General features: G+C 63.8%; 23 protein-coding genes. 14 read left to right on the forward strand and 9 right to left on the reverse strand.

Going from position 1 to position 24423, the window contains the following annotated elements; genetic code table 11:
• Positions 1-34: 34 nt before the first annotated feature.
• On the reverse strand, positions 35-283 hold the full coding sequence (locus AC5P9W_RS02625) for a hypothetical protein (protein ID WP_021201923.1): 249 nt from the start codon (positions 281-283) through the stop codon (positions 35-37).
• Between the two features lie 182 nt (positions 284-465).
• Between AC5P9W_RS02625 and AC5P9W_RS02630 the strand changes: the two genes are divergently transcribed.
• The 3 genes from AC5P9W_RS02630 (at position 466) to AC5P9W_RS02640 (ending at position 2790) form a co-directional block, all read left to right on the forward strand.
• Complete coding sequence (locus AC5P9W_RS02630) at positions 466-960, forward strand: lipocalin family protein (protein ID WP_021201924.1); 495 nt, start codon at positions 466-468, stop codon at positions 958-960.
• A gap of 12 nt (positions 961-972) precedes the next feature.
• Positions 973-2181 (forward strand): NAD(P)/FAD-dependent oxidoreductase, encoded by a 1209-nt coding sequence (locus AC5P9W_RS02635; protein WP_111104466.1) that lies wholly within the window; start codon positions 973-975, stop codon positions 2179-2181.
• A gap of 126 nt (positions 2182-2307) precedes the next feature.
• Positions 2308-2790: a hypothetical protein gene (locus AC5P9W_RS02640; RefSeq protein ID WP_019661543.1), complete on the forward strand. Its 483-nt coding sequence runs from the start codon at positions 2308-2310 to the stop codon at positions 2788-2790.
• An 83-nt stretch (positions 2791-2873) separates the two neighbouring features.
• On the opposite strand, the gene AC5P9W_RS02645 is transcribed toward AC5P9W_RS02640, so the two are convergent.
• Positions 2874-3308 (reverse strand): PepSY domain-containing protein, encoded by a 435-nt coding sequence (locus tag AC5P9W_RS02645; RefSeq protein WP_043401290.1) that lies wholly within the window; start codon positions 3306-3308, stop codon positions 2874-2876.
• Between the two features lie 151 nt (positions 3309-3459).
• On the opposite strand from AC5P9W_RS02645, the gene AC5P9W_RS02650 reads away from it, so the two are divergent.
• Genes AC5P9W_RS02650 through AC5P9W_RS02660 form a run of 3 tightly spaced genes read left to right on the forward strand, consistent with a single transcriptional unit; the run spans position 3460 to position 5725 of the window.
• Positions 3460-3750: a PepSY domain-containing protein gene (locus tag AC5P9W_RS02650; RefSeq protein WP_061480249.1), complete on the forward strand. Its 291-nt coding sequence runs from the start codon at positions 3460-3462 to the stop codon at positions 3748-3750.
• The gene (locus AC5P9W_RS02655; RefSeq protein WP_206621328.1) at positions 3750-4409 is read left to right on the forward strand and encodes a response regulator transcription factor; all 660 of its coding nucleotides are present in this window, start codon (positions 3750-3752) and stop codon (positions 4407-4409) included. The genes AC5P9W_RS02650 and AC5P9W_RS02655 overlap by 1 nt, the downstream gene beginning before the upstream one ends.
• Positions 4406-5725 (forward strand): sensor histidine kinase, encoded by a 1320-nt coding sequence (locus tag AC5P9W_RS02660; protein ID WP_495218754.1) that lies wholly within the window; start codon positions 4406-4408, stop codon positions 5723-5725. Before AC5P9W_RS02655 ends, AC5P9W_RS02660 begins: the two co-directional genes overlap by 4 nt.
• 142 nt (positions 5726-5867) lie before the next feature.
• Here the strand turns inward: AC5P9W_RS02660 and AC5P9W_RS02665 are convergent, their stop codons facing one another.
• The gene (locus tag AC5P9W_RS02665; protein WP_005411369.1) at positions 5868-6188 is read right to left on the reverse strand and encodes a DUF6122 family protein; all 321 of its coding nucleotides are present in this window, start codon (positions 6186-6188) and stop codon (positions 5868-5870) included.
• Positions 6189-6232: 44 nt separating this feature from the next.
• Entirely contained in the window at positions 6233-8122 is a 1890-nt protein-coding gene (gene speA / locus AC5P9W_RS02670; protein WP_005411370.1) for an arginine decarboxylase, read from the reverse strand.
• A gap of 191 nt (positions 8123-8313) precedes the next feature.
• On the opposite strand from speA, the gene speE reads away from it, so the two are divergent.
• Complete coding sequence (gene speE / locus AC5P9W_RS02675; protein WP_111104454.1) at positions 8314-9168, forward strand: polyamine aminopropyltransferase; 855 nt, start codon at positions 8314-8316, stop codon at positions 9166-9168.
• Between the two features lie 122 nt (positions 9169-9290).
• Here speE and AC5P9W_RS02680 read toward each other — a convergent pair whose 3' ends face one another.
• Positions 9291-10196 (reverse strand): aspartyl/asparaginyl beta-hydroxylase domain-containing protein, encoded by a 906-nt coding sequence (locus tag AC5P9W_RS02680; protein ID WP_032954620.1) that lies wholly within the window; start codon positions 10194-10196, stop codon positions 9291-9293.
• A 435-nt stretch (positions 10197-10631) separates the two neighbouring features.
• Here AC5P9W_RS02680 and AC5P9W_RS02685 point away from each other — a divergent pair, with 435 nt between their 5' ends.
• The 3 genes from AC5P9W_RS02685 to AC5P9W_RS02695 all read left to right on the forward strand — a co-directional run bounded on the left by AC5P9W_RS02685 (position 10632) and on the right by AC5P9W_RS02695 (position 12960).
• Positions 10632-11291 (forward strand): RIO1 family regulatory kinase/ATPase domain-containing protein, encoded by a 660-nt coding sequence (locus AC5P9W_RS02685; protein WP_049417050.1) that lies wholly within the window; start codon positions 10632-10634, stop codon positions 11289-11291.
• Positions 11292-11408: 117 nt separating this feature from the next.
• Positions 11409-12056 (forward strand): hypothetical protein, encoded by a 648-nt coding sequence (locus AC5P9W_RS02690; RefSeq protein WP_258392476.1) that lies wholly within the window; start codon positions 11409-11411, stop codon positions 12054-12056.
• A 94-nt stretch (positions 12057-12150) separates the two neighbouring features.
• Positions 12151-12960, forward strand: coding sequence for a S1 family peptidase (locus AC5P9W_RS02695; RefSeq protein ID WP_495218756.1), 810 nt, complete (start codon positions 12151-12153; stop codon positions 12958-12960).
• Between the two features lie 216 nt (positions 12961-13176).
• Here AC5P9W_RS02695 and AC5P9W_RS02700 read toward each other — a convergent pair whose 3' ends face one another.
• A complete protein-coding gene (locus AC5P9W_RS02700) occupies positions 13177-13515 on the reverse strand; it encodes a P-II family nitrogen regulator (RefSeq protein ID WP_005411374.1) in 339 nt (112 codons plus the stop codon).
• A gap of 155 nt (positions 13516-13670) precedes the next feature.
• Here AC5P9W_RS02700 and ubiK point away from each other — a divergent pair, with 155 nt between their 5' ends.
• Together ubiK and arr are read left to right on the forward strand one after the other, a co-directional pair.
• Positions 13671-13922 carry a ubiquinone biosynthesis accessory factor UbiK gene (gene ubiK / locus AC5P9W_RS02705; protein WP_005419983.1) on the forward strand — a complete coding sequence of 84 codons (252 nt, stop codon included), beginning with the start codon at positions 13671-13673 and terminating at the stop codon, positions 13920-13922.
• A gap of 126 nt (positions 13923-14048) precedes the next feature.
• Positions 14049-14483, forward strand: a complete 435-nt coding sequence (gene arr, locus AC5P9W_RS02710; RefSeq protein WP_021201936.1) for an NAD(+)--rifampin ADP-ribosyltransferase — start codon at positions 14049-14051, stop codon at positions 14481-14483.
• Positions 14484-14982: 499 nt separating this feature from the next.
• Here arr and AC5P9W_RS02715 read toward each other — a convergent pair whose 3' ends face one another.
• The 3 genes from AC5P9W_RS02715 to AC5P9W_RS02725 all read right to left on the reverse strand — a co-directional run bounded on the left by AC5P9W_RS02715 (position 14983) and on the right by AC5P9W_RS02725 (position 22305).
• Positions 14983-18798, reverse strand: coding sequence for an RHS repeat domain-containing protein (locus tag AC5P9W_RS02715; RefSeq protein WP_146268439.1), 3816 nt, complete (start codon positions 18796-18798; stop codon positions 14983-14985).
• An 11-nt stretch (positions 18799-18809) separates the two neighbouring features.
• Entirely contained in the window at positions 18810-21245 is a 2436-nt protein-coding gene (locus AC5P9W_RS02720) for an RHS repeat domain-containing protein (protein WP_146268438.1), read from the reverse strand.
• A gap of 457 nt (positions 21246-21702) precedes the next feature.
• Positions 21703-22305, reverse strand: coding sequence for a DUF998 domain-containing protein (locus AC5P9W_RS02725; protein WP_111104450.1), 603 nt, complete (start codon positions 22303-22305; stop codon positions 21703-21705).
• Between the two features lie 642 nt (positions 22306-22947).
• On the opposite strand from AC5P9W_RS02725, the gene AC5P9W_RS02730 reads away from it, so the two are divergent.
• Positions 22948-23304, forward strand: a complete 357-nt coding sequence (locus AC5P9W_RS02730) for a hypothetical protein (RefSeq protein WP_021201939.1) — start codon at positions 22948-22950, stop codon at positions 23302-23304.
• Positions 23305-23349: 45 nt separating this feature from the next.
• Positions 23350-23880: a cold-shock protein gene (locus AC5P9W_RS02735; protein WP_111104498.1), complete on the forward strand. Its 531-nt coding sequence runs from the start codon at positions 23350-23352 to the stop codon at positions 23878-23880.
• Positions 23881-24423 lie beyond the last annotated feature (543 nt).

The following is a 24423-nucleotide window of genomic DNA, read 5'->3' on the forward strand; positions in this document are numbered from 1 at the left end:
AACAGCGGATGGGCGGCCCCGTCAGCGTCGCGCGTCAGTACTTCAGGCGCAACTCTTCCACCGTCGGCTGTTGCAGGGCATACCAGTCCTGGAACTCTTCCTCGGTAATCTCATCGGGCGCATACACCGCCACCGGGTACCAGTCGTGGTCGGTCGGCAGCGGCTGGCGCGGGCCGGCACGCAGGCTGTAGCTCACGCCCTCGTAGTCGACCAGGTCATCGACCTGCGGCCACTGTTCGCGCGCGAACGCGGATTCACTCTTCAACAGGATCACCTGGTACATCGGCACCTCCACCTCGGTTGGATCAGGAAAACACGGCGCTGGCGGCAGGATACCGCCAGGCCGGTGGCAACAGGCACGTCGCAGCGGCGACGGAACGTTCTGGACACGGCCATCTCCCCGGCTTCACCCGCCCATGGCGAGCCCATCGGCATCGTGGAGACCCACCCCTGCCACCACTGCCGATGACCGACCACCCACCGCTGAAGACCGTCGCCGACCTCAAGCTGCCCCGTTACCTGGGCACCTGGTACGAGATCGCCCGTCTGCCGATGCGCCACGAGCCGGAAGGCTGCACCGACGTGTCCGCGCACTACACCCTGCTCGACAACGGCAACGTCGGCGTCACCAACCGCTGCCGCATGGACGGCGAGATCGAAGAGGCAACCGGCGAGGCCTGCGCCGTCGACAACGACAGCGCGCGCCTGGAAGTCAGCTTCCTGCCCAAGGGCCTGCGCTGGCTGCCGTTTGCCAAGGGCGACTACTGGGTGATCCAGATCGCCCCGGACTACAGCGTTTCGCTGGTGGGCAGCCCGGATCGCAAGTACCTGTGGCTGCTGGCACGCGAGCCGCAGCTGGACGCCACCGTGCAGGAACATTATCTGGCCGCAGCGCGCCTGCAGGGCTTCGATCTGTCCGAACTGATCCAGACCCCGCATACCGGCCACCCGACCGCCTGAGCAGCACACTTCATGGACCTGAAAAGTGGCTACCCGTGGTGGGCCATACGCAACGGACTGATCCAGGCGTTCCCGCCGCTGGAAAAGGACCTGCGCTGCGACGTGCTGGTGGTCGGTGGCGGCATCACCGGTTCACTCATCGCCGACGAGCTGTCCCGGCATGGCCATGACGTGGCCTTGATCGAGCAGCGCGACATCGGCTGGGGCAGCACGGCCGCGAGCACCGCGCTGCTGCAGTACGAGATCGACACCCACCTGCTGGAGCTGGCCCAGCGCTATGGCAACGATGCGGCCGCCCTGGCCTACCGTGCCTGTGCCGATGCGATCCCGGCATTGGGCGAAGTGGCACGTGGGCTGAAGGACGTGGATTTCCGGCAGATGGACAGCCTGTATCTGGCCAGCCGGCGGCGCGACGTGCCGCGCTTGATGGCCGAAGGTGCTGCGCGCCGCGGCATTGGACTGGACGCCCGCTGGCTGGACCGCGAAGCCCTTCGCGAACGCTTCGACGTGGACGCCGGTGGCGCCCTGCTGACCCGCCAGGCGGCCCGGGTTGACCCCTACTGCCTTACCTACGGCCTGCTCAAACGGGTGCGCCGGCGCGGTGGCCATGTGCACGACCGCACGGTGCTGCACACGCTCAAGCCCGGCGCGCAGGGCGTAACCGCAATGACCGAGGCCGGCGCCACGGTCCGCGCCCGCCATGTGGTCCTGGCGATGGGCTACGCCAGCCAGCGCTGGCTCGAGCAGCGGGTCGCACGCAACCGCAGCAGCTATGCCTTCATCACTGATCCCATTGATGCGGGCGCGCTCGGCCGGCTGCGCAACACCATGGTGTGGGAGAGCGCACGCCCGTACCTGTACCTGCGCGCCACCGGCGACCGCCGCCTGCTGGTGGGCGGGCTGGATGACGCCATCGACATTCCGGCTCGCCGCGACCGGCGCGTGCAGCACAAGGCCGACAAGCTGATGGATCAGCTGCTGCACTGGTTCCCGCGTCTGGATCCGGTACCAGCGTTCTCCTGGGCCGGCACCTTCGCTGAAACCGCCGACGGCCTGCCGTTCTTTGGCCCGCACGACCAGTGGGGGGCGCGGGTGCATTTCGCCATGGCCTACGGCGGCAACGGCATCACCTATTCGATGATCGGCGCGCAGCTGCTGCGGGCCCGGATCGAGCGGCGCAGGCATCCGCTGGAGGGATTGTTCGGATTCGGGCGGTTGTGACCTGCGGCCAGGCACGGCCTGGCTCTACCCCAATCCGGTGCCGACAGGCATCATTCAAGCAACCCCTGCTAGCGTCGGCCTGTACCGCCGCGTGTTGCGTGGCCACCTGTCCGCTGGAGCGCCGTCATGATCCGCCCCCTGACCCTGCTGCTGTGCCTGGCCCTGCCGGGAACCGTGCTGGCCCAGTCCGCCGCTGGCGCCACTGCGCCGCAGGCCGCTGGCCTGGACCTGACGCTGCCGCAGGCGCCAATGCGCTACCTCAACGACCCGGCCCTGCAGCAGGACCCGCCCGGCACTTATTACGGTGACAAGAGCGGCCCGCGCGTGCACGACGACGCGAAGATCGCCGACGTCACCGACGACAAGGTCAAGGTGTCCGGCAGCTTCACCACCGGTATCGGCTATTCGAAGAACGGTGGCAACAGCCACTACAACGCGGCCACGCTGAACCTGAGCAAGAACTACACCACCGATGAGGGCAAGACCCACGGGGTCAACGTCAACATCCACGTGAGCGAAGGCAAGGGACCGGGGTTCTTCGGTCCGTATGGCGGCTACTACGGCCGCGGCCCGGGCTATTGGGACTACCCGCCGCCGTACGGCTGGTAAGCCAGCTCCTGTAGAGCCGAGCCCATGCTCGGCTACGGTTGGCCGCAAAGCCGAGCATGGGCTCGGCTCTACATGGGCAAACGTCAATCCAGCCAGCCATCGCGCTCGCTGTGCAGGATGCGGCCGTCATAACCGCTCAGGCGCACATCCACCTTCTGGTTGCGTGCATTGCGGGCCTCCAGCGACCAGGTCGCACCATCGCGTTCCAGCGAATGGATCTCGCGCAGGCCATGCGCCTGTGCCCGTGCCAGCACCTGCTCGGTGGTCAGCAGCGCGCGGCCGCTGTGCTCGTCGAAGATCTCGCCGGTCTTCGGGTCCACATAGACCTCGCTGAAGCGGCCATCAGCGCGGCTCACGTCGGCCTCCCACAGGCCGTCATCGCGCTCGATCTCGTGGATCTGGGTGTAGCCGGCCTTGCGCAGGGTCTGTTCAACCTGGGCCATGCCCAGCGGCGCGGCCTGTACGGCCGGCGCGACGGTCAGCAGGGCAACAGTGGCGAGGGTGAGCGACTTCAACATGGGGGTTCTCCTGTTCGTGTTCGTGACCGGACCATCCCGGCAACGCCACAATGCACCCCGTGGTTAACAGCGCCTTAGCCGGCACTGTTAGCCAGCTGTTAGTCACCCCCGGCACACTCACGCCTGTTCCTACAGCCCTCCCTGCGCCCCGATGCTCTCCACCCTGCCCCTGCTGCTGGCCCTGGCCAACGCCCCGACCGCCGCCGCGCCCGTCCAGGACCCGGCGCAGCAGGTCGCGCGCCGTGCCGTGCAGCAGGGCCGCTACGTGCCATTGGAAAGCGTGGTGCGCGATGCACTCAAGCGCTACCCGGGCCAGCTGCTGGAAGTGGAGCTGGACGATGGTGTCTACGAAGTGGAGATCCTGCGCGGCGACGGCGTGGTGGTGGAGCTGGACTATGATGCGCGCAGCGGAAAGCTGCTGAAGACGGAGCTCGACGACTGATGCGCATCCTGTTGGCCGAAGACGATGCCGCACTGGCACAGCGCCTGGTGCCCCTGCTGGAACAGGCCGGCTATGTGGTGGAGTTGGTTGCCGATGGTCGCCAGGCCGAGGAGATCGGCCAGATCGAAGACCTGCAGGCCGCCATCGTCGACCTCGGCCTGCCCGGGCTGGACGGACTGAGCGTGATCGAGCGCTGGCGCGGCAATGGCCGCAGCTTTCCGGTGCTGGTACTGACAGCGCGCGGGCGCTGGCACGACAAACTGGCCGGCTTCGACGCCGGTGCCGACGACTACCTGACCAAACCGTTCCAGGCCGACGAACTGGTGCTGCGCATGCGCGCCCTGATCCGCCGCAGCCATGGCCATGCCAGCCCGCGCCTGCACTGCGGGCCGCTGCAGCTGGACGTCAACGCCGGCCGCTTCGAACTGGACGGACAGCCGCTGGCGCTGAGCCCGCAGGAGTTCCGCCTGCTGAGTTACTTCATCCACCACAGCGGCCAGGTGATCGGCCGTGATCGCCTGGGCGAGCAGGTGTTCGAAGGCGGCCACGACCCGGACTCCAACGCCCTGGACATGCTGCTGGGTCGGGTCCGCCGCAAGCTCGGCATCGATCTGATCCAGACCGTGCGCGGCCAGGGCTGGCGGCTGGCCGCGCCGTGAGCCGGCAACCGTCGCTGCGACGGCGCCTGCTGCTGGCCGGTGGCGTCGGCCTGCTGCTGGTCTCGCTGCTGGCCAGCGCGCTGCTGGGCGAGCTGTTCAAGCGCAGCGCGCGCGACCGCCTCGACCACGAACTGCAGCAGGACATGCTGACGCTGGTCGCGCAGATGGAAGTTGCTTCCGACGGCCAGCCGCAGCTGCGCCAGGAACCGAATGACGCGCGCTTCCAGCGGGTGTTCTCCGGTGCCTACTGGCAGATCGCCGGTGCCGATGGCCGCGTGCTGCTGCAGTCGCGCTCGCTGTGGGATGAAACGCTGGCGGCCGCGGCCGCCGGCCCGGCCACCCGCAACCTGGCCGGGCCGCTGCAGCAATCCTTGCGCGCACGTGTGCAGCAGGTGCGCCTGCCACGTGCCGGTGAACCGTTCGTGGCCGTGGTCGCCACCGACCGCAGCGCGCTGGATGCCGATGTTGCCGCGTTTCGGCAGCGCACCGCCATCGCGTTGGGTGTGCTGGTCGCAGCGTGGCTGGCGGTGCTGGCCAGCCAGGTGCACTTCGGCCTGCGTCCGCTGCACCGCCTCGGTACACAGCTGGAACGGGTGCGGCGCGGCGACGCGCAACGCATCGACACGCAGGGACTGGGGGCAGAGGTCGCGCCACTGGGCGAAGAACTCAACGCGCTGCTGGAGCACCAGCAACGCATGGTCGCGCGCGCGCGCACCAGTGCACAGGACCTGGCGCATGCATTGAAAACCCCATTGAGCGTGCTGGCCACCGAGGCTGACGGCGACGGCGCGGACTGGCGGACCACCGTGCGCGAGCAGAGCGCCCGCATGCAGGCCAGTGTTGACCGTTACCTGGCGGCAGGGTTGGCCGCAGACCATCGCCAGCGCAGCGACGTTGCGACTGTCGCGCAGGCGCTATGCCGGTTGATGGCACGCGTGCATGGCGAACGCGGCATTGCGTTCACGGCCGCAGGTATCGATCCAGCGTTGCAGTTCGCCGGTGCCAGTGCGGATCTGGAGGAGATGCTGGGTAATCTGTTGGACAACGCCGGGCGATGGGCATGGCAGCAGGTCAGCGTCGGCGCTGACATCCATGAAGGGCGGCTGCGCATCGACGTGCGCGATGACGGCCCCGGTCTTGCGGCAGAGGCGCTGGCGCGGGTGGTACAGCGTGGCGTGCGGCTGGATGAGCGCGAAGGCAGCAGCGGGTTGGGCCTGGCAATCGTGGGCGATATCGCCGCCAGCTACGGCGGGCGGTTGGCGTTGGAGAATTCGCAGCCCGGCCTGCGCGCAACGTTGTGGTTGCCGGTGGGGTGACTCGTCAACGCTGGAACGCCAGGCCGGTAGAGTCGACTGTTAGTCGACTTTCGCGCGCAGCGCGGGATTTCCAGGCACCGCAGCCAAGAGCAGTCGACTAACAGTCGACTCTACCGCCTTCGCCGGGCATTTCAGTTCCCCATCAACGGTGATGCATCCACCAGCAATCAATCGCGTCCAGCACGATGTGGATGATCAAACCGATGCCGAACAACCTGGTCTTCTTCGGCACGCACAGCCCCGCGTAGACGGCGATGGCCGGGGCCGTATGCAGCGGGTGGAAACCGATGCTGCAGCGGTTCGGTGCGTAGATCGGGTCGGCCAGCAGGTGGTCCAGGTCGATGATCCAACCCAGCAGCATCAGCAGCCACGCCGAAGCAAAGCGCTTCCGCCAGAACAGCCATGCCAGCAAAGCTGGCACGGCGGCATGCAGGAACAGGTGGAAGATCGCGCGCGCGCTCATCGGGACCGGTAGCGCCGGGCCTATGCCCGGTGTTCGCGTTTACCTCAGACCAGCGGTTCGTCGGACAGGTAGGTGTAACCGGTCAGGCCGGCTTCCAGTGCCTCCGACAGCTCCTGCGCGCGTTCCGGCGACAGCTGCGCCTCGGCCACGCGCTGCGCATAGGTCGCACGCAGCTCATCCAAGCGGTAGCCCACGTAGTCCAGCATCACGTCGGTGGTGTCGCCGCGGCGCTGCTGGGTAATGGCATAGCCATCGGCATCGGCCAGCACTTCCACCGCGTCGGTATCGCCGAACAGGTTGTGGATGTCGCCCAGGATTTCCTGGTACGCGCCGACCATGAAGAAGCCGATGCGGTAGCTCTCGCCCGGCTTCATCTTGTGCAGCGGCAGCGAGCTGTCCAGGCTCTCGTTCTCGACATAGGTTTCCACCATGCCGTCCGAGTCGCAGGTCATGTCGGCGATGATGCCGCGGCGGTCCGGGGTCTCGTCCAGGCGCTCGATCGGCACGATCGGGAACACCTGGTCGATCGCCCACACGTCGGGGATCGATTCGAACACGCTGAAGTTGACGAAGTACTTGTCGACCAGGCGCTCGTTCAGTTCGTCCAGCACCGGGCGATGGCTCTTCTCGTCATAGCTCAGGCGCGCACGCACGCCGTGGGCGATGGCGTAGAACAGATCGTCGATGCGCGCACGCTGCGGCAGGTCGATCTGGCCCAGTGCGTAGCTGGCCAGGCCTTCGGCATGGAAATGCTGGGCTTCCTGGAACAGTTCCACCGCCGGGCGCACGTCCAGCTCGTCGTGGATTTCGCGCAGGTGGCGGATCGCCGCCGGTTCGTCGTCGTGCTGGTCCGGCACGCGGCCTTCCTGCGCTTCTTCCACTTCCGAGACGTTGGCGATCAGCACCGCGTGGTGCGCGGTCATCGCACGGCCGCACTCGGTGACGATGCGCGGTGGGGTCAGGCCGAACTCTTCGCAGGCATTGGCCAGCGGCTGCACGATGTTGCTGGCGTAGGAATGCAGGCCGTAGTTGATCGAGCAGAAGCTGCGCGAACGGGTGCCTTCATAGTCCACACCCAGGCCACCGCCCACGTCGACGTGGGTGATCTTCGCACCCAGGCGCGACAGCTCCACGAAGTAGCGGGTGGCTTCACGCATGCCGTTGGCGATGTCGCGCACGTTGGAGATCTGCGAGCCCATGTGGAAGTGCAGCAGGTTCAGGCAATCGGCGTACTCGGTGTCACGCAGCGACTTCCACAGGTCCAGCAGCTGGCGCGGCGACAGGCCGAACTTGGCCTTGTCGCCACCGCTGTTCTGCCACTTGCCGGCGCCCAGCGAGGCCAGGCGCATGCGCACGCCCAGGCCCGGCTTCACGTCCAGCGCCTTGGACTCTTCCAGCACCAGCTTCAGCTCGGACGGCTTCTCGATGACGATGAAGGTCTGCAGGCCCAGCTTGCGGCCGATCAGGGCCAGGCGGATGTACTCGCGGTCCTTGTAGCCGTTGCAGACGATCAGCCCGCCCGGGCGCGACAGCGCCAGCACGGCCATCAGCTCGGGCTTGCTGCCCGCTTCCAGGCCGAAGCCTTCGCCGTGGTGGCTGGCCAGGGTGCCGGCCACGCCGCGGGTCTGGTTGACCTTGATCGGGTACACGGCGGTGTAGCCGCCGCTGTACTCCCAGTCCTGCTGGGCCTGGGCGAAGGCCGCCTGCAGCTTGCCCAGCCGCTGGCCGAGGATGTCCGGGAAGCGCACCAGCAGCGGCAGCTTGGCGCCGGCCGCGCGCGCCGCATCGACCACCTTGGGCAGCGACACCACCGGGCCGTCCGCCCCGGTCGGTCTCACCACCATGTGCCCGGCCTGATCCACGTCGAAGTAACCGTCCGCCCAATGCGGGATCGAGTAGGTCTTGCGGGCTTGGTCGAGGGACCAATCGGTCATTTCAGTCGGCCTTGTTGGCAATAAAAGGGGGGGCATGATAACGCCTATGTGCCCACAGGTTCGTTATCATGCGCGCCCGCGCCCGTGACAGGTTCCAACCTGAACGGGCCGATCCGTCCGGATGTGGCATCTGTGCCACGCGGCCCCGCCCGCCAGCCCGGCTCCACCCCTCCGAACAGGACTGTTTTCCAATGACTGACAGCAACAACTGGTACATCGAACACTTCGAGCGCACCGGCTCGGCCATCGGCTACCGCATCACCGGCAAGCTGGACGAGGTGCAGTCGCCGTTCCAGAAGATCGAGATCTTCCAGACCACCGACTGGGGCAACCTGATGACCATCGACGGGGCCATCATGCTGACCAGCAAGGACAACTTCTTCTACCACGAGATGATCAGCCACCCGGTGCTGTTCACCCACGCCGCGCCCAAGCGCGTGGTGATCATCGGTGGCGGCGACTGCGGCACCCTGCGCGAAGTGCTCAAGCACACCGGCGTGGAGAGCGTGACCCAGTGCGATATCGACGAGCAGGTCACGGTGATGGCGCGCAAGCACTTCCCGGAACTGTGCGACTCCAACGACGACCCGCGCGCCGAGCTGCTGTTCGACGACGGCGTGGCCTACATGGCCAACTGCCCGGCGGGCAGCGTGGACGTGGTGATCGTCGATTCGACCGACCCGGTCGGCCCGGGCGAAGGCCTGTTCAACAAAGCCTTCTACGAGAGCTGCTTCAAGGCCCTGAAGGACGATGGCATCCTGGTGCAGCAGTCCGAGTCGCCGCTGATGCAGCTGGAGCTGATCAACGAAATGCGCACCGAGATGGGCAAGGCTGGCTTCGGTTCGTTCAAGACCCTGCCGTTCCCGCAGCCGTGCTACCCCACCGGCTGGTGGAGCGTGACCATGGCGCGCAAGGGCGACAGCAGCTTCGACTTCCGCCAGGCCGACTCGGCCGCCAAGACCTTCAACACGCTGTACTACACCGCCGCGCTGCACACCGGCGTGCTGGTGACCCCGCCGTTCGTACAGGCTGCATTGAAGGGTTGATCCAAACAAAAACCCGCGCTGGCGACAGCGCGGGTTTTTGCTTTCTGTAGAGCCGAGCCATGCTCGGCTGCTCTTCGGACAGGTTGCGATAAATCAAGCCGAGCATAGGCTCGGCTCTACAGTCACAGCGCCCAGATACCCGCGATCACCGCCACCACCAGGCCCCACTTGATCAGCTGGTAGGCCACCACGCTGCGCTCGCGCAGCGCCTTGGCCTTCAGGCGCACCTTGTAGACGCTGCCAAAGGCCTTGTTGACGCCGCCGGTCGGGTCACCCGGCAGGTTCGGCGAGGCGCCACCGGCCAGCAGCGTGGCCGCCACCGCGCGGTTGAACAGCCCCGGCAGGCCGAAGCGCAGCGGGCGGGCGATATCGCAGAACAGGATCACGCGGTCCTGCTGCGTCTCGTTGTGCGCATGGTGGATGTAGGTCTCGTCGAACATCATCCACTCGCCGTCGCGCCAGCTCTTCTTGATGCCGTCCACCTCGATGTAGCAGGCATCGTCGTTGGGCGTGCTCAGGCCCAGGTGCAGGCGCAGCGAGCCGGCGAACGGGTCGCGGTGCGGGCGCAGCTCGCTGCCCGGCGGCAGCTGCGCGAACATCGCCGCACGCACATCCGGGATTGACTCGATCAGCGCCGTGGTCTTCGGGCACAGCGTCTTCGCCGACGGGTGCGACGGGCCGTACCACTTCAGGTAGAAGCGCTTCCAGCCTCGGCGGAAGAACGAATTGAAGCCGGCATCGTTGAACGTGCTGGAGGCGGCGATCTTCTGCGCGTCGCGCAGCGCCAGCGCCTCGTCGCGGATCATCTGCCAGTTCTGGCGCAGCGGCTCCAGCTGCGGGAACTCCTTGCCCGGGTCCAGGAACGGCGTGGTCGGTACCTTCGAGAACATGTACATGACCACGTTGATCGGGGCCATGAAACTGGAGTGGTCCAGCAGCTGGCGCGACCAGCGCGCGCGGACCTTGCCACGGAAGTGGATGTACAGCACGCAGGCCACGAACAGCGCTGCAATGACGATTTTGATGATCAAAGCACTTTCCTCCAGCCGCGGCCGGAACGGGAAACGGGGCGATGCACGGCCAGGCAGCCAGCACCGGTGGGGAACGCGGCAGGGGACGGGGACGTGCCGGAGGGGGCGGCCGCCGATGTCGCGGATTAACAGCTTATGGTCGGCAGGCCGTGCGCCGGGGTCAAGTTGCCCGTGCGCCGTGTTCATCCGGTTGCGAAGGAGGCGCAGGGCTGGGCGCGCAAGCTGTTGATGCTAAAGGCCAACTGGAATAAATGAGACAGAATTGTCCGACTCTGCGCGACGAACTGTTCCAGCCACGACCCCGACATTTCTCCGACAAATCGTGGAATAGCGAACTGGCGAGTACTAAAATTAACGAAAACTTAGTAACTCCCTGTAACACCGGTTCGCTTGACGCTTTGCGCCACCCACCGGGTCGTCCGAGACCCCGACATGCATCTTCCTGCCCTGCCATCCTCCTCCTGCGGCGATGACGCCGCCTCCCCGCTGCTGCTCAAGCGCGGCGAGCGTTTCCTGGCCCCGGATGTCTACCGCACCTGCCTGGACGGGCGCGAGGCGGTCATCAAGGACTATTCCCGCTACCGCGGCACTCCCGTTTCGCTGATCGCGCGACTGATGGTGCGCCGTGAAGCACGCATGCTGCAGCGCCTCGGCGGCTGGAAGCATGCCCCCGCACTGCTCGGCACCCTGGGCGGCCTGGCGCTGGGCATGGAGTTCATCCCCGGCCAGACGCTCAGCACCGCGCAGGCGGTGGGCAATGAAGTGTTCGAGCAGCTGCAGCACGCGCTCAGCCGTTTGCACGCAGCCGGCATCACCCACAACGACCTGCATGGCACCAACGTGGTGGTCAGCGGCGGCGTGCCGGTGCTGCTGGACTTCACCTCGGCCTGGCGCGCCCCGCGCTGGCTGCGCCGCAATCCACTGAGCCGGCAGATGCGCCGCAGCGACATGAAGAACCTGCTGAAGATGCGCCAGCGCGTGACCGGCCAGGCCCCGAGTGCCGCGCAGGCCGCGCTGGTGGCCGACCCGGGCTGGGTGGCCGCGGTGCGGCAGGGCTGGAAGCGGTTCTACAAGTGGGCCAAGCGGCGGTAAGCGCTGTTCGCCCTGCATTGCTTGCGCGACTGCGGTTTGCCCCTGCATTTGCCCCGGGCCACACGCCCGATGTGCTCTGCGATACTCGTCGGCACGCCACTCGCAAGGACGCTGGGGATGCCGACACCTGAACACACCCACCTGCTGACTGCAGCCGCAAGATCCATACTGCGCCCCTTGGGCTGCGTGCAGAAAGGCCGTTCGCGCACCTGGCTTGACGACCAGGGCTGGTGGGTCGGGGTGGTCGAGTTCCAGCCTTCGGCATGGGACAGGGGCAGCTATCTCAATGTCGGCGCCTGCTGGCTCTGGGAAGAAAAGGACTACCTGTCCTTCGACGTGGGCGGCCGCGTTGCCGGATTCCAACCCTTCACCGAGACCGCCGAGTTTGCCTCGGCCGCACAGACACTGGCCGAGCAGGCCGCAGCCGAGGTAATGGCCCTGCGTGACCGCTTTCCCACCCCGGGGCACGTGCGTACATTGATGAGTCATCACCCCAAACCGGGCATCCGCGAACACATCCATGCGGGCATCACTGCCGGGCTGGCGGGCGCTTACGACGAGGGTCGCAGGCACTTGGCACTGGCCGCTACGGAGACCCACCCAGCGCCATGGGTCGATGTGCTGAAGCAACGCTGTGCCGAACTCACGCCGCTGCTGCAACCTGATGGCGGCTTCGAGGCAGAGATCGGCGCCATCGTGACGCGCACCCGCCGCGCGCTCGGTCTGCCGGAGTGGCGGTCGTCACCCCTCATTCCGCCCGGTTGATCACACCGGGAGGGCACTTCGTCGCACACGGGTATTCGCGCCTCCCGATCCCGGCTAGGGTCATCGCCTTCCACGCACAGGACTGCACCGAACCATGCGCCACTGGCTCCTTCTCGCCTGGGCTACCCTGCCCTTCTCCGCCGACGCCATTGTCATCCGCAGTGATGTGGATGACAGCGCCTACCGCGTACCGGCATCCGCGTTCCCGGCCTTGGCCGACCTGCCCGGGGAGGGCCACGGCGTCCTGATCGCGCCGCGCTGGGTGGTGACCGCCGCACACGCCGCGCCCATGGAAGGCATGGACACCGAGGTGCAGATTAGCGGTCGCCCGTACCGTGTCGAGCGCGTGTTCGTGCATCCCGGTTACCGGCGCATGCCCGAAGCGCTTGGCCAGGCAGCGCTGGCGTCAGGGAACCCAGGCCCCATCCACGCCTTCCTCGCCGCCTCCGATGACATCGCCCTGATTCAGCTGGCCGCACCGGTCAGCGACGTTGCGCCGGTTCGCCTCTATCGCGGGCAGGCCGAAGCGGGAAAGATCGCTACTCTGGTCGGCAAGGGGGCCACGGGCACCGGCATGACCGGGCTGGCGCCGGGTGGGCCGCACCGCGGCGAACTGCGCCGCGCCGAAAACGCAGTGACAGGTGGCAATAGTCGTTACCTCTGGTATCGATTCGACGGGCCCGACGGCGGCCTGCCACTGGAGGGCGTGCTCGGCAGCGGTGACAGCGGCGGCCCATTGATGATCCACGGCGCTCATGGTTGGGAGCTGATCGGCCTGGGCTCGTGGATTACCGCAGTGCCGGAGCATGCGCTTGAAGCCGGCTACTACGGGCAGGTGGTGCACAACGTGCGCATCTCGCGCTATGCCGACTGGATCGACACCATGATACGCACCGCGCCGTAGAGTCGAGCCTGCTCGACTCAAGCAACCCGCCGGCCAAGCGACAGAGCCGTATAGCCTGGTGGCATTGAATGCCTGACGGGGTACAGCCGACTGCTAGTCGACTGCTCTTCCCGTCCGTGACCGAAATGCCCGCGCTGTGCGCGATAGTCGACTAACAGTCGACTCTACCCAGAAGTGTTCCCGGGACCAGTCGCGTTCGCGCATCCTGCGATGCACTTACAACGCGTCCGCGTCCAGTTCACCGGTACGAATACGCACCACGCTGCCCAGGTCGTACACGAACACCTTGCCGTCACCAATCTTCCCGGTGCCTGCTGCCTTCACGATCGCCTCAACCACGGCCTCCACCTGGTCATCGGTCACCGCCACTTCCAGCTTCACCTTCGGCAGGAAATCGACCACATACTCCGCGCCGCGGTACAGCTCGGTATGGCCCTTCTGGCGACCAAAGCCCTTCACTTCCGTCACCGTGATCCCGGTAACCCCACGCTCGGCCAGCGCTTCGCGCACGTCGTCGAGCTTGAACGGCTTGATCACCGCCATGACCATCTTCATCGTCTATCTCCTGTCTTCCGGCGTGGAGGATAGCGCCTGAACGTGGTCCGTGCGAAGCCGCTGCGGCCTGTCCGGGCAGTGGGTGCCAGCAGTATCCTTGTGCCCGAATGGCCTGCCCGCGCCGGATGCACGGGCCCACCCCCACGGAGCACCCCATGATCGACCTGAACCAAATCGATGACCTCGCCCGTCGCCTCAGCGACCTGGTGCCGCCGGGCCTGCGCGAATCGCGCGAGGAACTGCAGGCCACCTTCAAGAGCGCGCTGCAGGCCGGCCTGGCCAAGCTGGACCTGGTCACCCGCGAGGAGTTCGAAGTGCAGCGCGCCGTGCTGCTGAAGACCCGCCAGAAGCTGGATGCGCTGGAAACGGCCGTGCGCGAGCTGGAAGGGCGCGGCGCCGCAGAATGAAAAAAGGAGGCGCACTGCGCCTCCCGTTTACAGATTATTTCCCGGATGGGGCCTTGCAGCAAGGCCCACCGGACGCCCTAGACTCGCCGGCCTGTCGATCCGGCAGGGCAGAGAGGGGCAGCAGCGATGGCGCAGGACACCGATTGGACACCCGTTTCGCATGACACCTGCGACCAGGTCGCCGGGCCGTTCTATCACGGCACCCGCGCTGATCTGGCGATGGGCGAGCTGCTGAGCGCGGGCTTCCGCTCCAACTATCGCGACAGCGTGGTGATGAACCACATCTACTTCACCACGATTGCCAAGGGCGCCGGGCTGGCTGCGGAGATGGCCAAGGGTGAGGGGCGGCCGCGCGTGTATGTGGTGGAGCCGACCGGGCCGTTCGAGGACGACCCGAACGTGACCAACAAGAAGTTTCCCGGGAACCCGACGCGGTCGTATCGGAGTGCGCAGCCGTTGCGGGTGGTGGGGGAGATTGTGGAGTGGGAGCTCTACGGCGCGGAGTTCGTTCGGCAGTTGAAGGCGTTTGTTGCTTCGGGGAGTGGGGAGATCATCAACTGACACTGATAAGGAGGAAGATCAGCGCTTCCCTGCGGCCGCTATTTGCAGGGTGTGCTACCCGGTAGCTCGCCCTTCAGCCGTCGCATCGTGGAGTCGAGCGCTCCAAGGAACGACGCATCGTCGTCTGTCACAAGCGCGCGCGCCCGCACCAGCATCACCTCAGCCCGGCGGCAATTCTCCCTCCCCCCCAACGAAATGAGATGGGAAGCGAGGCGCTGCATCGCCGCAGGATCTCCTCTCGAAACCCCCTCCTCCATCCATTGCCTATAGAGGGCTGCATTGCCTATCTCGCGGTAGTGATTCTCCACCAACGCCTGAGCGTGCCCATCGCCAGAGCGGGCCCTGGCTTCCATCTGTGCTGCGGATTCGGGGCCGTAGCTTTCGCTTCTGCTCCCTGCGATCACATCGCCTGTGGCTTTCTCGGAAGAGGCTCCTCCGGAATTGCCACATGCCGAAAAAAGCAACATCAGCCAAGCTGGCAACGAAGCCTTAAGGCTTGTCATTTTGGTTTTCCGATGGTCTGAGTAAGAGGAAGCCTACTTCCAGTCTGTGATCCAGCAAATGTTATGGTCGTCGAGCCGTTTGCATTGAATCGAATCGTCTTGATGGCTGGGCCTGAACTTCCAGTACCGCCTGGAGTCAATCGATTCCAGACACCTGGCGCGCCCTTGCCGTCCTGCTGCATGTTAACACGCAGGGTAACAGGGCCACCTGAGTAGTTTGTGGGATACATGACAAAACCACTCGGCGCATAGACGGTGGAATCGTTCAGATCGGCCCATAGCTGGCCAATTGACTTGTTCAATCCTGTTGGGGCCACGCCTAAATGACACGCAGCCATGAATACGGTTTGCCCACGTTTCAAGCCGAAGTCACTTCGAGCGCGATCAAGGGACTCCGACGATTTGAAGTCCGTGTAGCGCGTTGAGTTGCGCTGGTCCTGTACCAGATCTGGATTTGCGTGAGCGGTGAGCGTAAACATTGAGCGTGAATCTACCGCGTCTCCAGCCCTCCTTAATCCCGCCGGATCGTGGTCGCCGAACAGATTCATGCTGGAACGGCCATCAGGATCAATATATCTGTACGGATTGTTGTCGGCGTACCAGTAACGATTGAACGATCCCGCTGGAGTTCTATGGGCAGCGATTGGGTCCACTGACAGAAACCGCCCCACCTGCGGATCATAGTAGCGCTGCTGCATGTAGGACAGACCATTAGTGCTGTCGCTCACATGGCCAGCATAGCCGACGCCATCAGCAAGAGGGCGCTCCAGCAATTCCCCATAAGGATCGTAAACGCTTCTCTGGACTACGGCTGCGGCCGTGTCTGTGACCGCAACGGGCGATCCCAGCGCATCGAGATGCTGGTACTTGGGGCGGGTCACGCCATCACTTCCAGTCTCCAATGTCGCGACCAGCAGCTCTCCCAGGTAGAGGTACTCTCTGGATGTCCCATCACGCTCGCTCTGCTGGCGACGGAGCCTTCCCTCCCTGTCGTACATCGAGTGAATGGAACCACTACCCTGCAACCATGCCAGTACGCGCCGACCATGCGCATCGTAGCGGTATGTCTCAGGACCCGGCGCCAGTCTCATTCGATTGCCTATGTCGAAGACAAAGCTCTGCCCGTTTCGCATCGACAGGTTGCCTTGCACGTCGTAGGACAGCCCCATCGTTGTCGCATCAGCACTGGATCTGACGTTGGTCAAACGATTGTGCTGGTCATAGTAGTAGGAATGATCCTTGCCACCCGCAAGCTTTGCGCTCTGCATATTGTCCAGGACGTCATACGTGAAACGAACAACACCATCACCCCCAAAGGCGGCGGAGGTGGCCTGGGTGAGACGATCCAAACCGTCATACATCATCGTGCGGCTACGGCTTCCTTGTCCGATTTCGGCAATCGTGACAACGTTTCCATTCAGATCGTAGTCGTAGTTCAGAATACTGACATTCGGAAGCGCACTGAGGCGCGCCGGGAGCCCTCGGACGTTCAGGTCCTGCTCGAACCTGATGCCATTACCATACGTGAAGCGGCTTGCAACACCTGCCGCGTGATGGGACGCGCCAAGCACGTAGTCTCCAACCCGGGTTGCCCGGCCGAGAGCATCAGGCGCCAAGGCCACATACAGGCCACTGGGATACTGGATCCCGCTACGCGAGCCGTTGGCATCGTAGGAATAGCCAAGTCCCCACGTGTACCATCCCTCCTGTGAACTCGACTCTCCAATCAGCAGCCTGCGCTTGTTGTAGCTGTAGGCATTGATGGTGTGATTTGCTCCTCCGTCATTAGCCGTAGAGATGCGCGCAGGCAACCCATCTGCGGCATAGGTCCAGATTTGATTGCCATTGCCATCCGGGAAGGAGAGCGTAGACACCCGATTGCGAGCGTCATAAGTCAGATCGACACGACGAGGCGAGCCATGGGCGGCAGCTATATCGCAGTTGCCCGGATCCGGAAGGTCCAAGCCGCTCGCTGTCCAGATGGTATTGTCCCCGCCGTCATATCCCATCACTGTGCTGCCAGACTCCGGTTCGATCGACTTGCACAGGCTTCCGCCCTCGCCGTAAACCAGAGTTCTGCGCAACTGGATGCTGCCAGTAGCATCCCTACGCACAATGGCCGTCGGGCGCCCATATCTGTCGCGGGGGATATCAGTAAACTGCCCCTCGGGCGCACTGATTGCGATCACAGCCGACTGGATAGGGGAACCGAAAGCCTGATACTGGAATCTCGTAGTGGCTCCCCGAGGGTCGGTCGTCGCTCTCCGATTCCCGGGCTCGTAGGCCACAACGGTCGTTGCGAGTCCCGCGTCAGTATCCTTTGAAATCGATGTCACCCGCCCCAGTGCATCGTATTCGGTCCAGACACCCTTCAATGGTGGAAGGACGACGCGAGTGTTTGTGTTGGCGGTAGCGTCTCCGAAGCGTCCAACGCCTTCCTGATTCATCCTCCACTGGAGAGGGTACTGACCTGCCGTTGATGGCGCAGTGATGGAGAACAGGAACTCGACGATTCCATTCGGTGGAACATCATGCGGCAGGGGGATTCGCGCTGCACCCCAGACGGTATTGTCCGAAGGGCTTTCCGTTGCAAGGCTGTAGCCTGCACCACTGCTCCAGGTCGTCTCGCCAGTATTTCGAAAGCGAAGACGCATCTGGACAGTGCTCCCTGCCTGCACTTCAACCGGGATGCCTCCTCCCTCCTCCGTACGCGCATTGTTTACCGGTGCCGCCACACTGATCACTACATTCGACGTCGCAGGGCCAAACCATCCTTTGCCATCCGCCCACATCTGCCGCTGGAAGTTGTAGTTTCCTGGCGTCGCTGGCGCCTGCAGCGGGACAGCGATATCCACAACTTCCCCTGGCGCTACGGCTCGTGGGAGCGCGGTACGCGCCGCTCCCCATTGGGTGGAATCGGTCGGGTTTTGCGCCCCCAACCAATGGCTACCCGGTTGCCACACCGTATCGCCCGTGTTCTTCATCCTAACAAACGCCGTCTGGGTGCTACCCGTTTTCATTGCAGGCGCAACGCTCTGACTCTGAAACTCGGCGCTGTTCACCGGCTGCCACACAAAGAAGCCAATCTGGCCCGTGCTCAGACCAAACCAGCTTCCATTCCGCTGCATCTGGAAAGTCACGCCATACCAGCCTCCATTGGCAGCCCCTGTGCTGGGTGTAAGCGTGACGTTGAAAGTGGCGCTTTGACCGGGAGGTATGACCGCAGGAACGGCTGAGCTCGCTGCGTTCCAGTAGACCAGCCCGTTGTCCGGCATGCTCAGCGCATAGCCTCCCTCCGGTGACCAGGTGGTCTCACCCGTGTTCCTCATGGTCACAGTTGCGACGAACGGTTGCCCCGCGACCACCCGATTTGTATTGAGCGACGCAGCAACCTTCTCAGCGGAATCCACGGGTGCAGGCGGTGGATTGACCGTGATGACCACCGGTCCGCTCTGCAACGACCGGACAATTTCCTCACCGTTGAGATTGCGGATGCCCTGGGCAGTCAGCATGTACTGGTACGTACCAGGTGGGAGTCCGTAAACGGTGTAGGTTCCGTTGGCGAAATTGCTGAGCAGAACTCCGTTCTGTGTCAGGCGTACGTTGTCAATGTACTCCGATTTTGATCCGCCGTTGGTGCTGCCATACCCGACCGTCATGCTGACGGTAGCGGGCGCGATATACACCGTCTGTGCGGGCCCGGTGAGCTTCACCCATGCCTGGGCATACGCGGCGGGGCTGGCTGCCAGAACCAGAACCACCACTGCCATGGCACGAATCCAGCCCAGTCGCTCAGTGAGCGCCGAATTCATCAGGATGCTCGTCACGGCTCCCCCAGACGATAGCGGCCCGGATTGGACTGGAAGGTGGTTCTTCCAGCGTGGTCGTACGCGCTAATCACCTGCATCAGCGTGGAGCTTCGACTTGTCGCGTCGTACTCCTCCCTCAGCACTGGACGCAGGAGTGCGTCGCGATAGGTAATCCGACGCGCATTCCCTGTTGCCTCGATTTCTCGCCAATGACCAGCAGCCAAGCCTCGCTCAGTACCGGCAGTACGTTGGTGATTGATGACGGTATCGTTCCAGCCAACGGTGTCATCCGACGGATAGCGGATCAGACTCACGCGTCCCATCGCATCGTAGGCAAATACCGTCGTTGCTGATGTTTCGTCGGTCTTGCTCAGCAACCAGCCATTGTCGTCTACCGTGGCAGAGATGCTGGTGCCATCCGCGTAGATAACACGGCGGGGAGTACCCCGCTTGTAGTCCTGCATCTGCGTAATGTTGCCGTTGCCATCCTTCGCCTGCACCACGTTTCCCAATGCGTCGTACGCAAGCGTCTGTTTCAGCTTGCCAAACAGCCACGTTGCTTGTGGAAGCGATTGGGCATTGTACTCAGTCCGGCTTTGCTCGATCCCCGTGTCGATATCGACGACACGCGCCTTCTGACCCAATGTCCAGGAAGAGAGATCGTCATGGAACGTAGTCCGGTCCTTGGATACACCGACATCGCTGCCACTATAGGTTTCCACCGGCCTTGCGAATGCGTCGAAGCGATCTACCCGTTCGGTGTAGGACGTCCCCTCGCGGAGGGTTACTGCCAGCTTCTGCGGCTGGATGAGGCCCTCCGCGGGCGTCATGATGCTCAGCGACTGCCCCACTAGAGGAATGAACTGCCCTGCGGCGTCTTCCTTGGCCAGGTATTGGTAGGTCACACCCTCCAGCGTGGCTCCTGCAGCGTTGGCGGTGCGCGTTTCCAGAATCTTTCCTTCATCGATGCGCGGCCGCACCCCGAAACGATAGCTCACGACGCTACTGTCCGGCTGGGTAATCGTCGTCCATCGACCGCCGGCGGAGAATCCGTCTTGGAAGGAGTAGGACGTCGCCATCGTAGGCAGGCCGGCACCCGTGATCGTGCGCTGCTGCAGGCTCCAGACGCCGGTATAGGGAATCTGTTCCGGCGACGAGCAGGGGCTTATGTCTGTCGCCCGGTAAAAATAGCGATAGGCAAGCGAGTAGGCTGCGGTGGCACCTGATGGGTGACCTACGGTGTAACTGTAGGGTCCGTATACGGTTCCCATTCGCGGATCACATTCTGACCCTTCCTGTGTAGGACCAAACGTGGGCGGCCTGAGGGTGCCTGTAACCGTGTAGGTCCAGCGAGTGCCGTCAGGCTGCACAACCGCCGCCAAGCCACCGTCGATGCCCGATCCAAGGGCACCTGGTTCGCGGTACTGATAGGTCCACGTGCGACCATTTGCCGAAGCGCTGGAGATTCGTTCGCCGTTGTAGGCAATGCTTATCGATCGCCCATCACTGCTGCTGATCGAGGTGAGCTTGTCGCCTGAGTAGGCATAGTTGACCCAGTTGCCGAAGCGATCTTCAACCCGAGTCGCCAGGAAGAACACATGGCTGCGCGAAAGAACGCGGGTCGGTGCCAGCGGATTGTCCCTGTAGCTGAACAACGGCATTTCCCGGGTGACCACCCAGTTCAGGTAGTACTTGGTCCCATCCGGCGCCAATGCAAGAAAGGCCTCGCCCGGTACTCCATTCTGCGTCTGCGGCAGACAACGGATCCGGACATTACCCGTCGTTACCCATGCATACGTCAGCCCATCGGCAGGCATTGGCACGCCAGCCGAAGCCACCAACAACTGCGATGTTCCATCGCCGGGGAGATTCAATCCATATCCATTCCAGAATGCGGCTTCCGGAAAACTACCCATGCCGTCGCCGATGTAGGGCTTTTTCTGCTGGGAACACCTTTGAAAGCGCGAAGCGTCGTCGTCGGGCCCAACCACCCACCCACGGCTGCTGAACACGCCCTCAAGATGCGGAATATCGATGTCCCAATCGTAGAAGCCGGCAAGATCGCCAGGTTTGCTGTCTTGATAGAGATAGCGCTCGCTTATCGAGCGCTTCCGAACCAGTTCCACTGGAGGTCCGGCATTTCCTGGGATCGCGATGTCGGTTACCGAAAAGCTGAGCTGACCATTGAACAGTGAGATGTTCTCGCCGAAGGTCTTTTCGTCAAGGCGCCCCATCTGTTGTGCCTTGCCCACCTTGTTCGCGTACTCCGATTCTGGTTGCACAAGCTGCTGGGCAGCAACAGACGAAGCAACGAGGCACAGCAATACTGGTGCGAACCGCAACCACCTGGATCCCATAACGTTCCCCTGGCGAAAATGAACAATCCGTTCATGCAGCGACGCCGATTCTGCACTGAGATTTCGATAGGCACAGGTCAGTGAACGCCGCAACTCGTTGTAGGAATTCCCCTACTTCCAGGATCCGTAAACACGGGTCCCCAACGAATCTGCACAACTTCCGCGCTATGCGCCCACGCCAAAAGCGACTAGGACCCTGGCGGTCTCCGCCCAAATCCTTGGCGTTCCACACAACGGCAGATAATCGCCACTTCCACCCTGCAACGGCAGTAGGGACTCGAAAGCGCGCCGTTGTGATGAGGTTCGCGCATGCCAGCCGGCATCAGCTTGGGTACTTAGCCGTAGTCTGAGGGGAGAAAGGTCCTTGACAAGCGCCCGCTATTGCCAAGGGCGTAGCGCTAGCCTCGAGTGGTTCCGTACCCAGCGACGATGCACGCAGCAAAGTTATCCTGATGCACTCGCACGTAGATCAGCCAACGGCGAAGAATCTTCACCACATTCTCAGCTCCACGCGCTCAATGGCCATCCATGTCCGTCCCATGCCTACCCCTCAATTCACCGTATGCGTCGTCAGCTCATTGAAGCTCCGGCGCACCAGGTACCACGCAACCAGGAACGGCCACAGCGAGTTGATCGACGAGAACACGCGCTGGGTCAGCCCCCTGAACCCCTCCGGATCCGCCCCCACCACGTTCAACCAGAGATAGACGATGCCCCCGATGCTCACCACAGCGGTCACGGCGTACGCCCTTCGGTTGGCAGACCACGCGCTCAATTCGATGTGCGACATCGCCGGTGCAATGATGTTTGCGATGCCAATGGTGTAGAAGCCGTGCATCGGATGGCCCATGGGCCAGAGCCCGTTGGTCAGCATGGAGATGCCAAAGATCATCCAGCAGATCGCGCCTACGGCAATCCGGCAGCCGGACTCTCGCCATACCCCGATGGCAAACGCCACGAAGCCCACGCCGCAGCCGATGGGGGCAATCCTAGCGCAGATGCTTGCAAGCGTTGGTGTCTGCAGCAGCTCGCTGGCGTGCTGTGCAAGCGGGTTGTAGCCCGGCGCAAACACGGCGGCAACGCTGGTCCAGAACAGGAACCATGGAAGCGGGACCAGACCCGCGCAGAGAAGCAGTCGGCTGCGGCGTGACACGTGCAGTGGTCCTTGTTTGGCCTGCGCCAGTGGGTGGAATCCAATCGAACGCTGCAAAACCTTCCTGCTGCGGGCAGGACGGCCCTCAGTGACTACAGCAGTAGTCAGATTGCGCGCGGCACTCGATGGGTTCAATAGGCAAGAAGTCATTTAAACCATCCAGCGGGTGTCGCAGCGGTTCGGTTGCATGAGCGATCACGCATGCCCGATGGGCGAGTGCTGTCGCATTTGCCGCGCCTTGCATCTCTGACGGAAGGTTCTGACGACTCTGTTCCAGAAGTGCTGCTGCGCCAAGCACGCCAAGGCTCTCGCCGCTTTCTCCGCTATGCGACAATGCCAAAAGCGTCTCGGGTTTTGGCGGCATTGACCCTACCCGTTGGCATTCCGAACAACAGCAGGTAATCGTTACTGCGCCACCGTGCATCGGTGGTCGGGACTCGAAAGCCCGTTTTGTTGGGAAGTAGTTTGCGCTTGCCAGCCGGCACCACCGCGCGTGGTGCCGGCTGGCAATCCGTCTGCCGGCTATGGCGGGCGGGGCGTGGGGGTCTTGTACCCGCCGGTTCCCAACATCCGGTTTTCGAGCCACGCTCTGCCCGCCACCTTTATCGGTGGCGGCGTCCGCCTGCTTGCACGGAGCCCGCCATGACCACACCGCACTCCCCTCCTCCACGCCCCATCCAGGAAGCACCGTCACCCGCGCCTGCGCTGGACCCCAACAGCCTCATCGCCATCCTGCACGCCATCGGTGCGGGCGCTGCGGCCGACGGCCAGCCCTGGCCCGAGCGGCACCACCTGCGCAGCCGGCAGATGGCGTTGTCCGACGCCGACTGCGCGCTCACCGGCCAGCGCATCGTGCAGGAGATCCTGCTGGCGGCCGAGCGCACGCGCCAGAACGGCGAGCCGGAGCAGTACGTGGGCGACCGGGTGATGGAGGGGCTGGTGATGGCCGATCTGGCGCTGACCGCCTTCATCCACGAGCGGATGCGACCCAAGGACTGAGCGCGCTTATGGCGCGGAGTTTTCTGCCTGTGTGCGGGGTGACGAATGAAGATGCACGGCCTTGCCGCTGCGGTGGTGTGCATCGCGGTGATCGGCGCGATGTTGGTGGAGTGGCCCGAGCCCACTGGCGATCAGGTGTGGGCCTACCAGAAGCTGCAGCCGGCCGATTACCGTCTGCTGCACAGTGATGCGCGCGGGTTTGTGACCGCAAAGGCCCACGAGGGCTTTGAACTGCATGCGCGCCATGCCGGCGCAACGTCCTTCGAGATCCGCTGCAGGGGCGTTGTGGTGATGGACGTGGAGAACGCGCCGTCGCGCGTGCTGATCCGCATGCCTGCCGATGCCCGCTGGCGGGCACCGGATATCGAACGTCTGCGCATCAGCTTCGAGCGCTGGCTGGATCTGCACCAGAGCCAAGGGCGGTTGCTGGTGGAAAGCGCGGGGCCTTCGTGGGTTGAGGCCCGGTTTGGGCGCTTCAATGGGTTGGTGCAGGATGAGCAGCGGTGTCTGCTTGGGGCCCGAGGACACCGCCAAGCCGATCCCACCAACTACTTCAGCGCTGAAGTGCCATCGTAGGCTGACGCTCACAGTGGCGCTGCGTCTGAACAGCAAGGGGCCGCCCGATGCTCGATCGCGAGGGGCCAAGCTCCGCCACAACTACTTCAGGAGGCTGGCGGTCGAAGCCCTTGTAGGCGGTGCACGTCTCTCCCGTCTGGCCAATGGGATACGTTGAACTCTCCACCTCTTCCCCGCACCCCGGCAGGCCCATGGCGAGCGAGAGGGCCATCAGTACTCGCAAGCCCCCAGGGACTTGAAGTGAACGCAGCTTTTCCAGCAGCCAATGTGGAGATTGGCATGCTTTCACTTGAACGCCGGTGAACCTCCCCGCAAAAAGCACAAGCCGCCCATTGGGCGACTTGTTCTCTAGTGCAAACGAGATCACGGAAGGGGGCACGCCTATCGCCTTCGACGCGAATTTTCCCACCACTGCTTCAGCGCAAGAAACAGATGAAGGAATAGGAAGATCACCGCGAAGTAGCCCCAAATACGCAATCCCGTATGCATAGCGTCCGGGTAATTGCGGTACGTGAGAACTGCGAAGTAAGAAACGCCAAAGAC

The organism is Stenotrophomonas sp. YJH_SMC_33, from assembly GCF_059372295.1.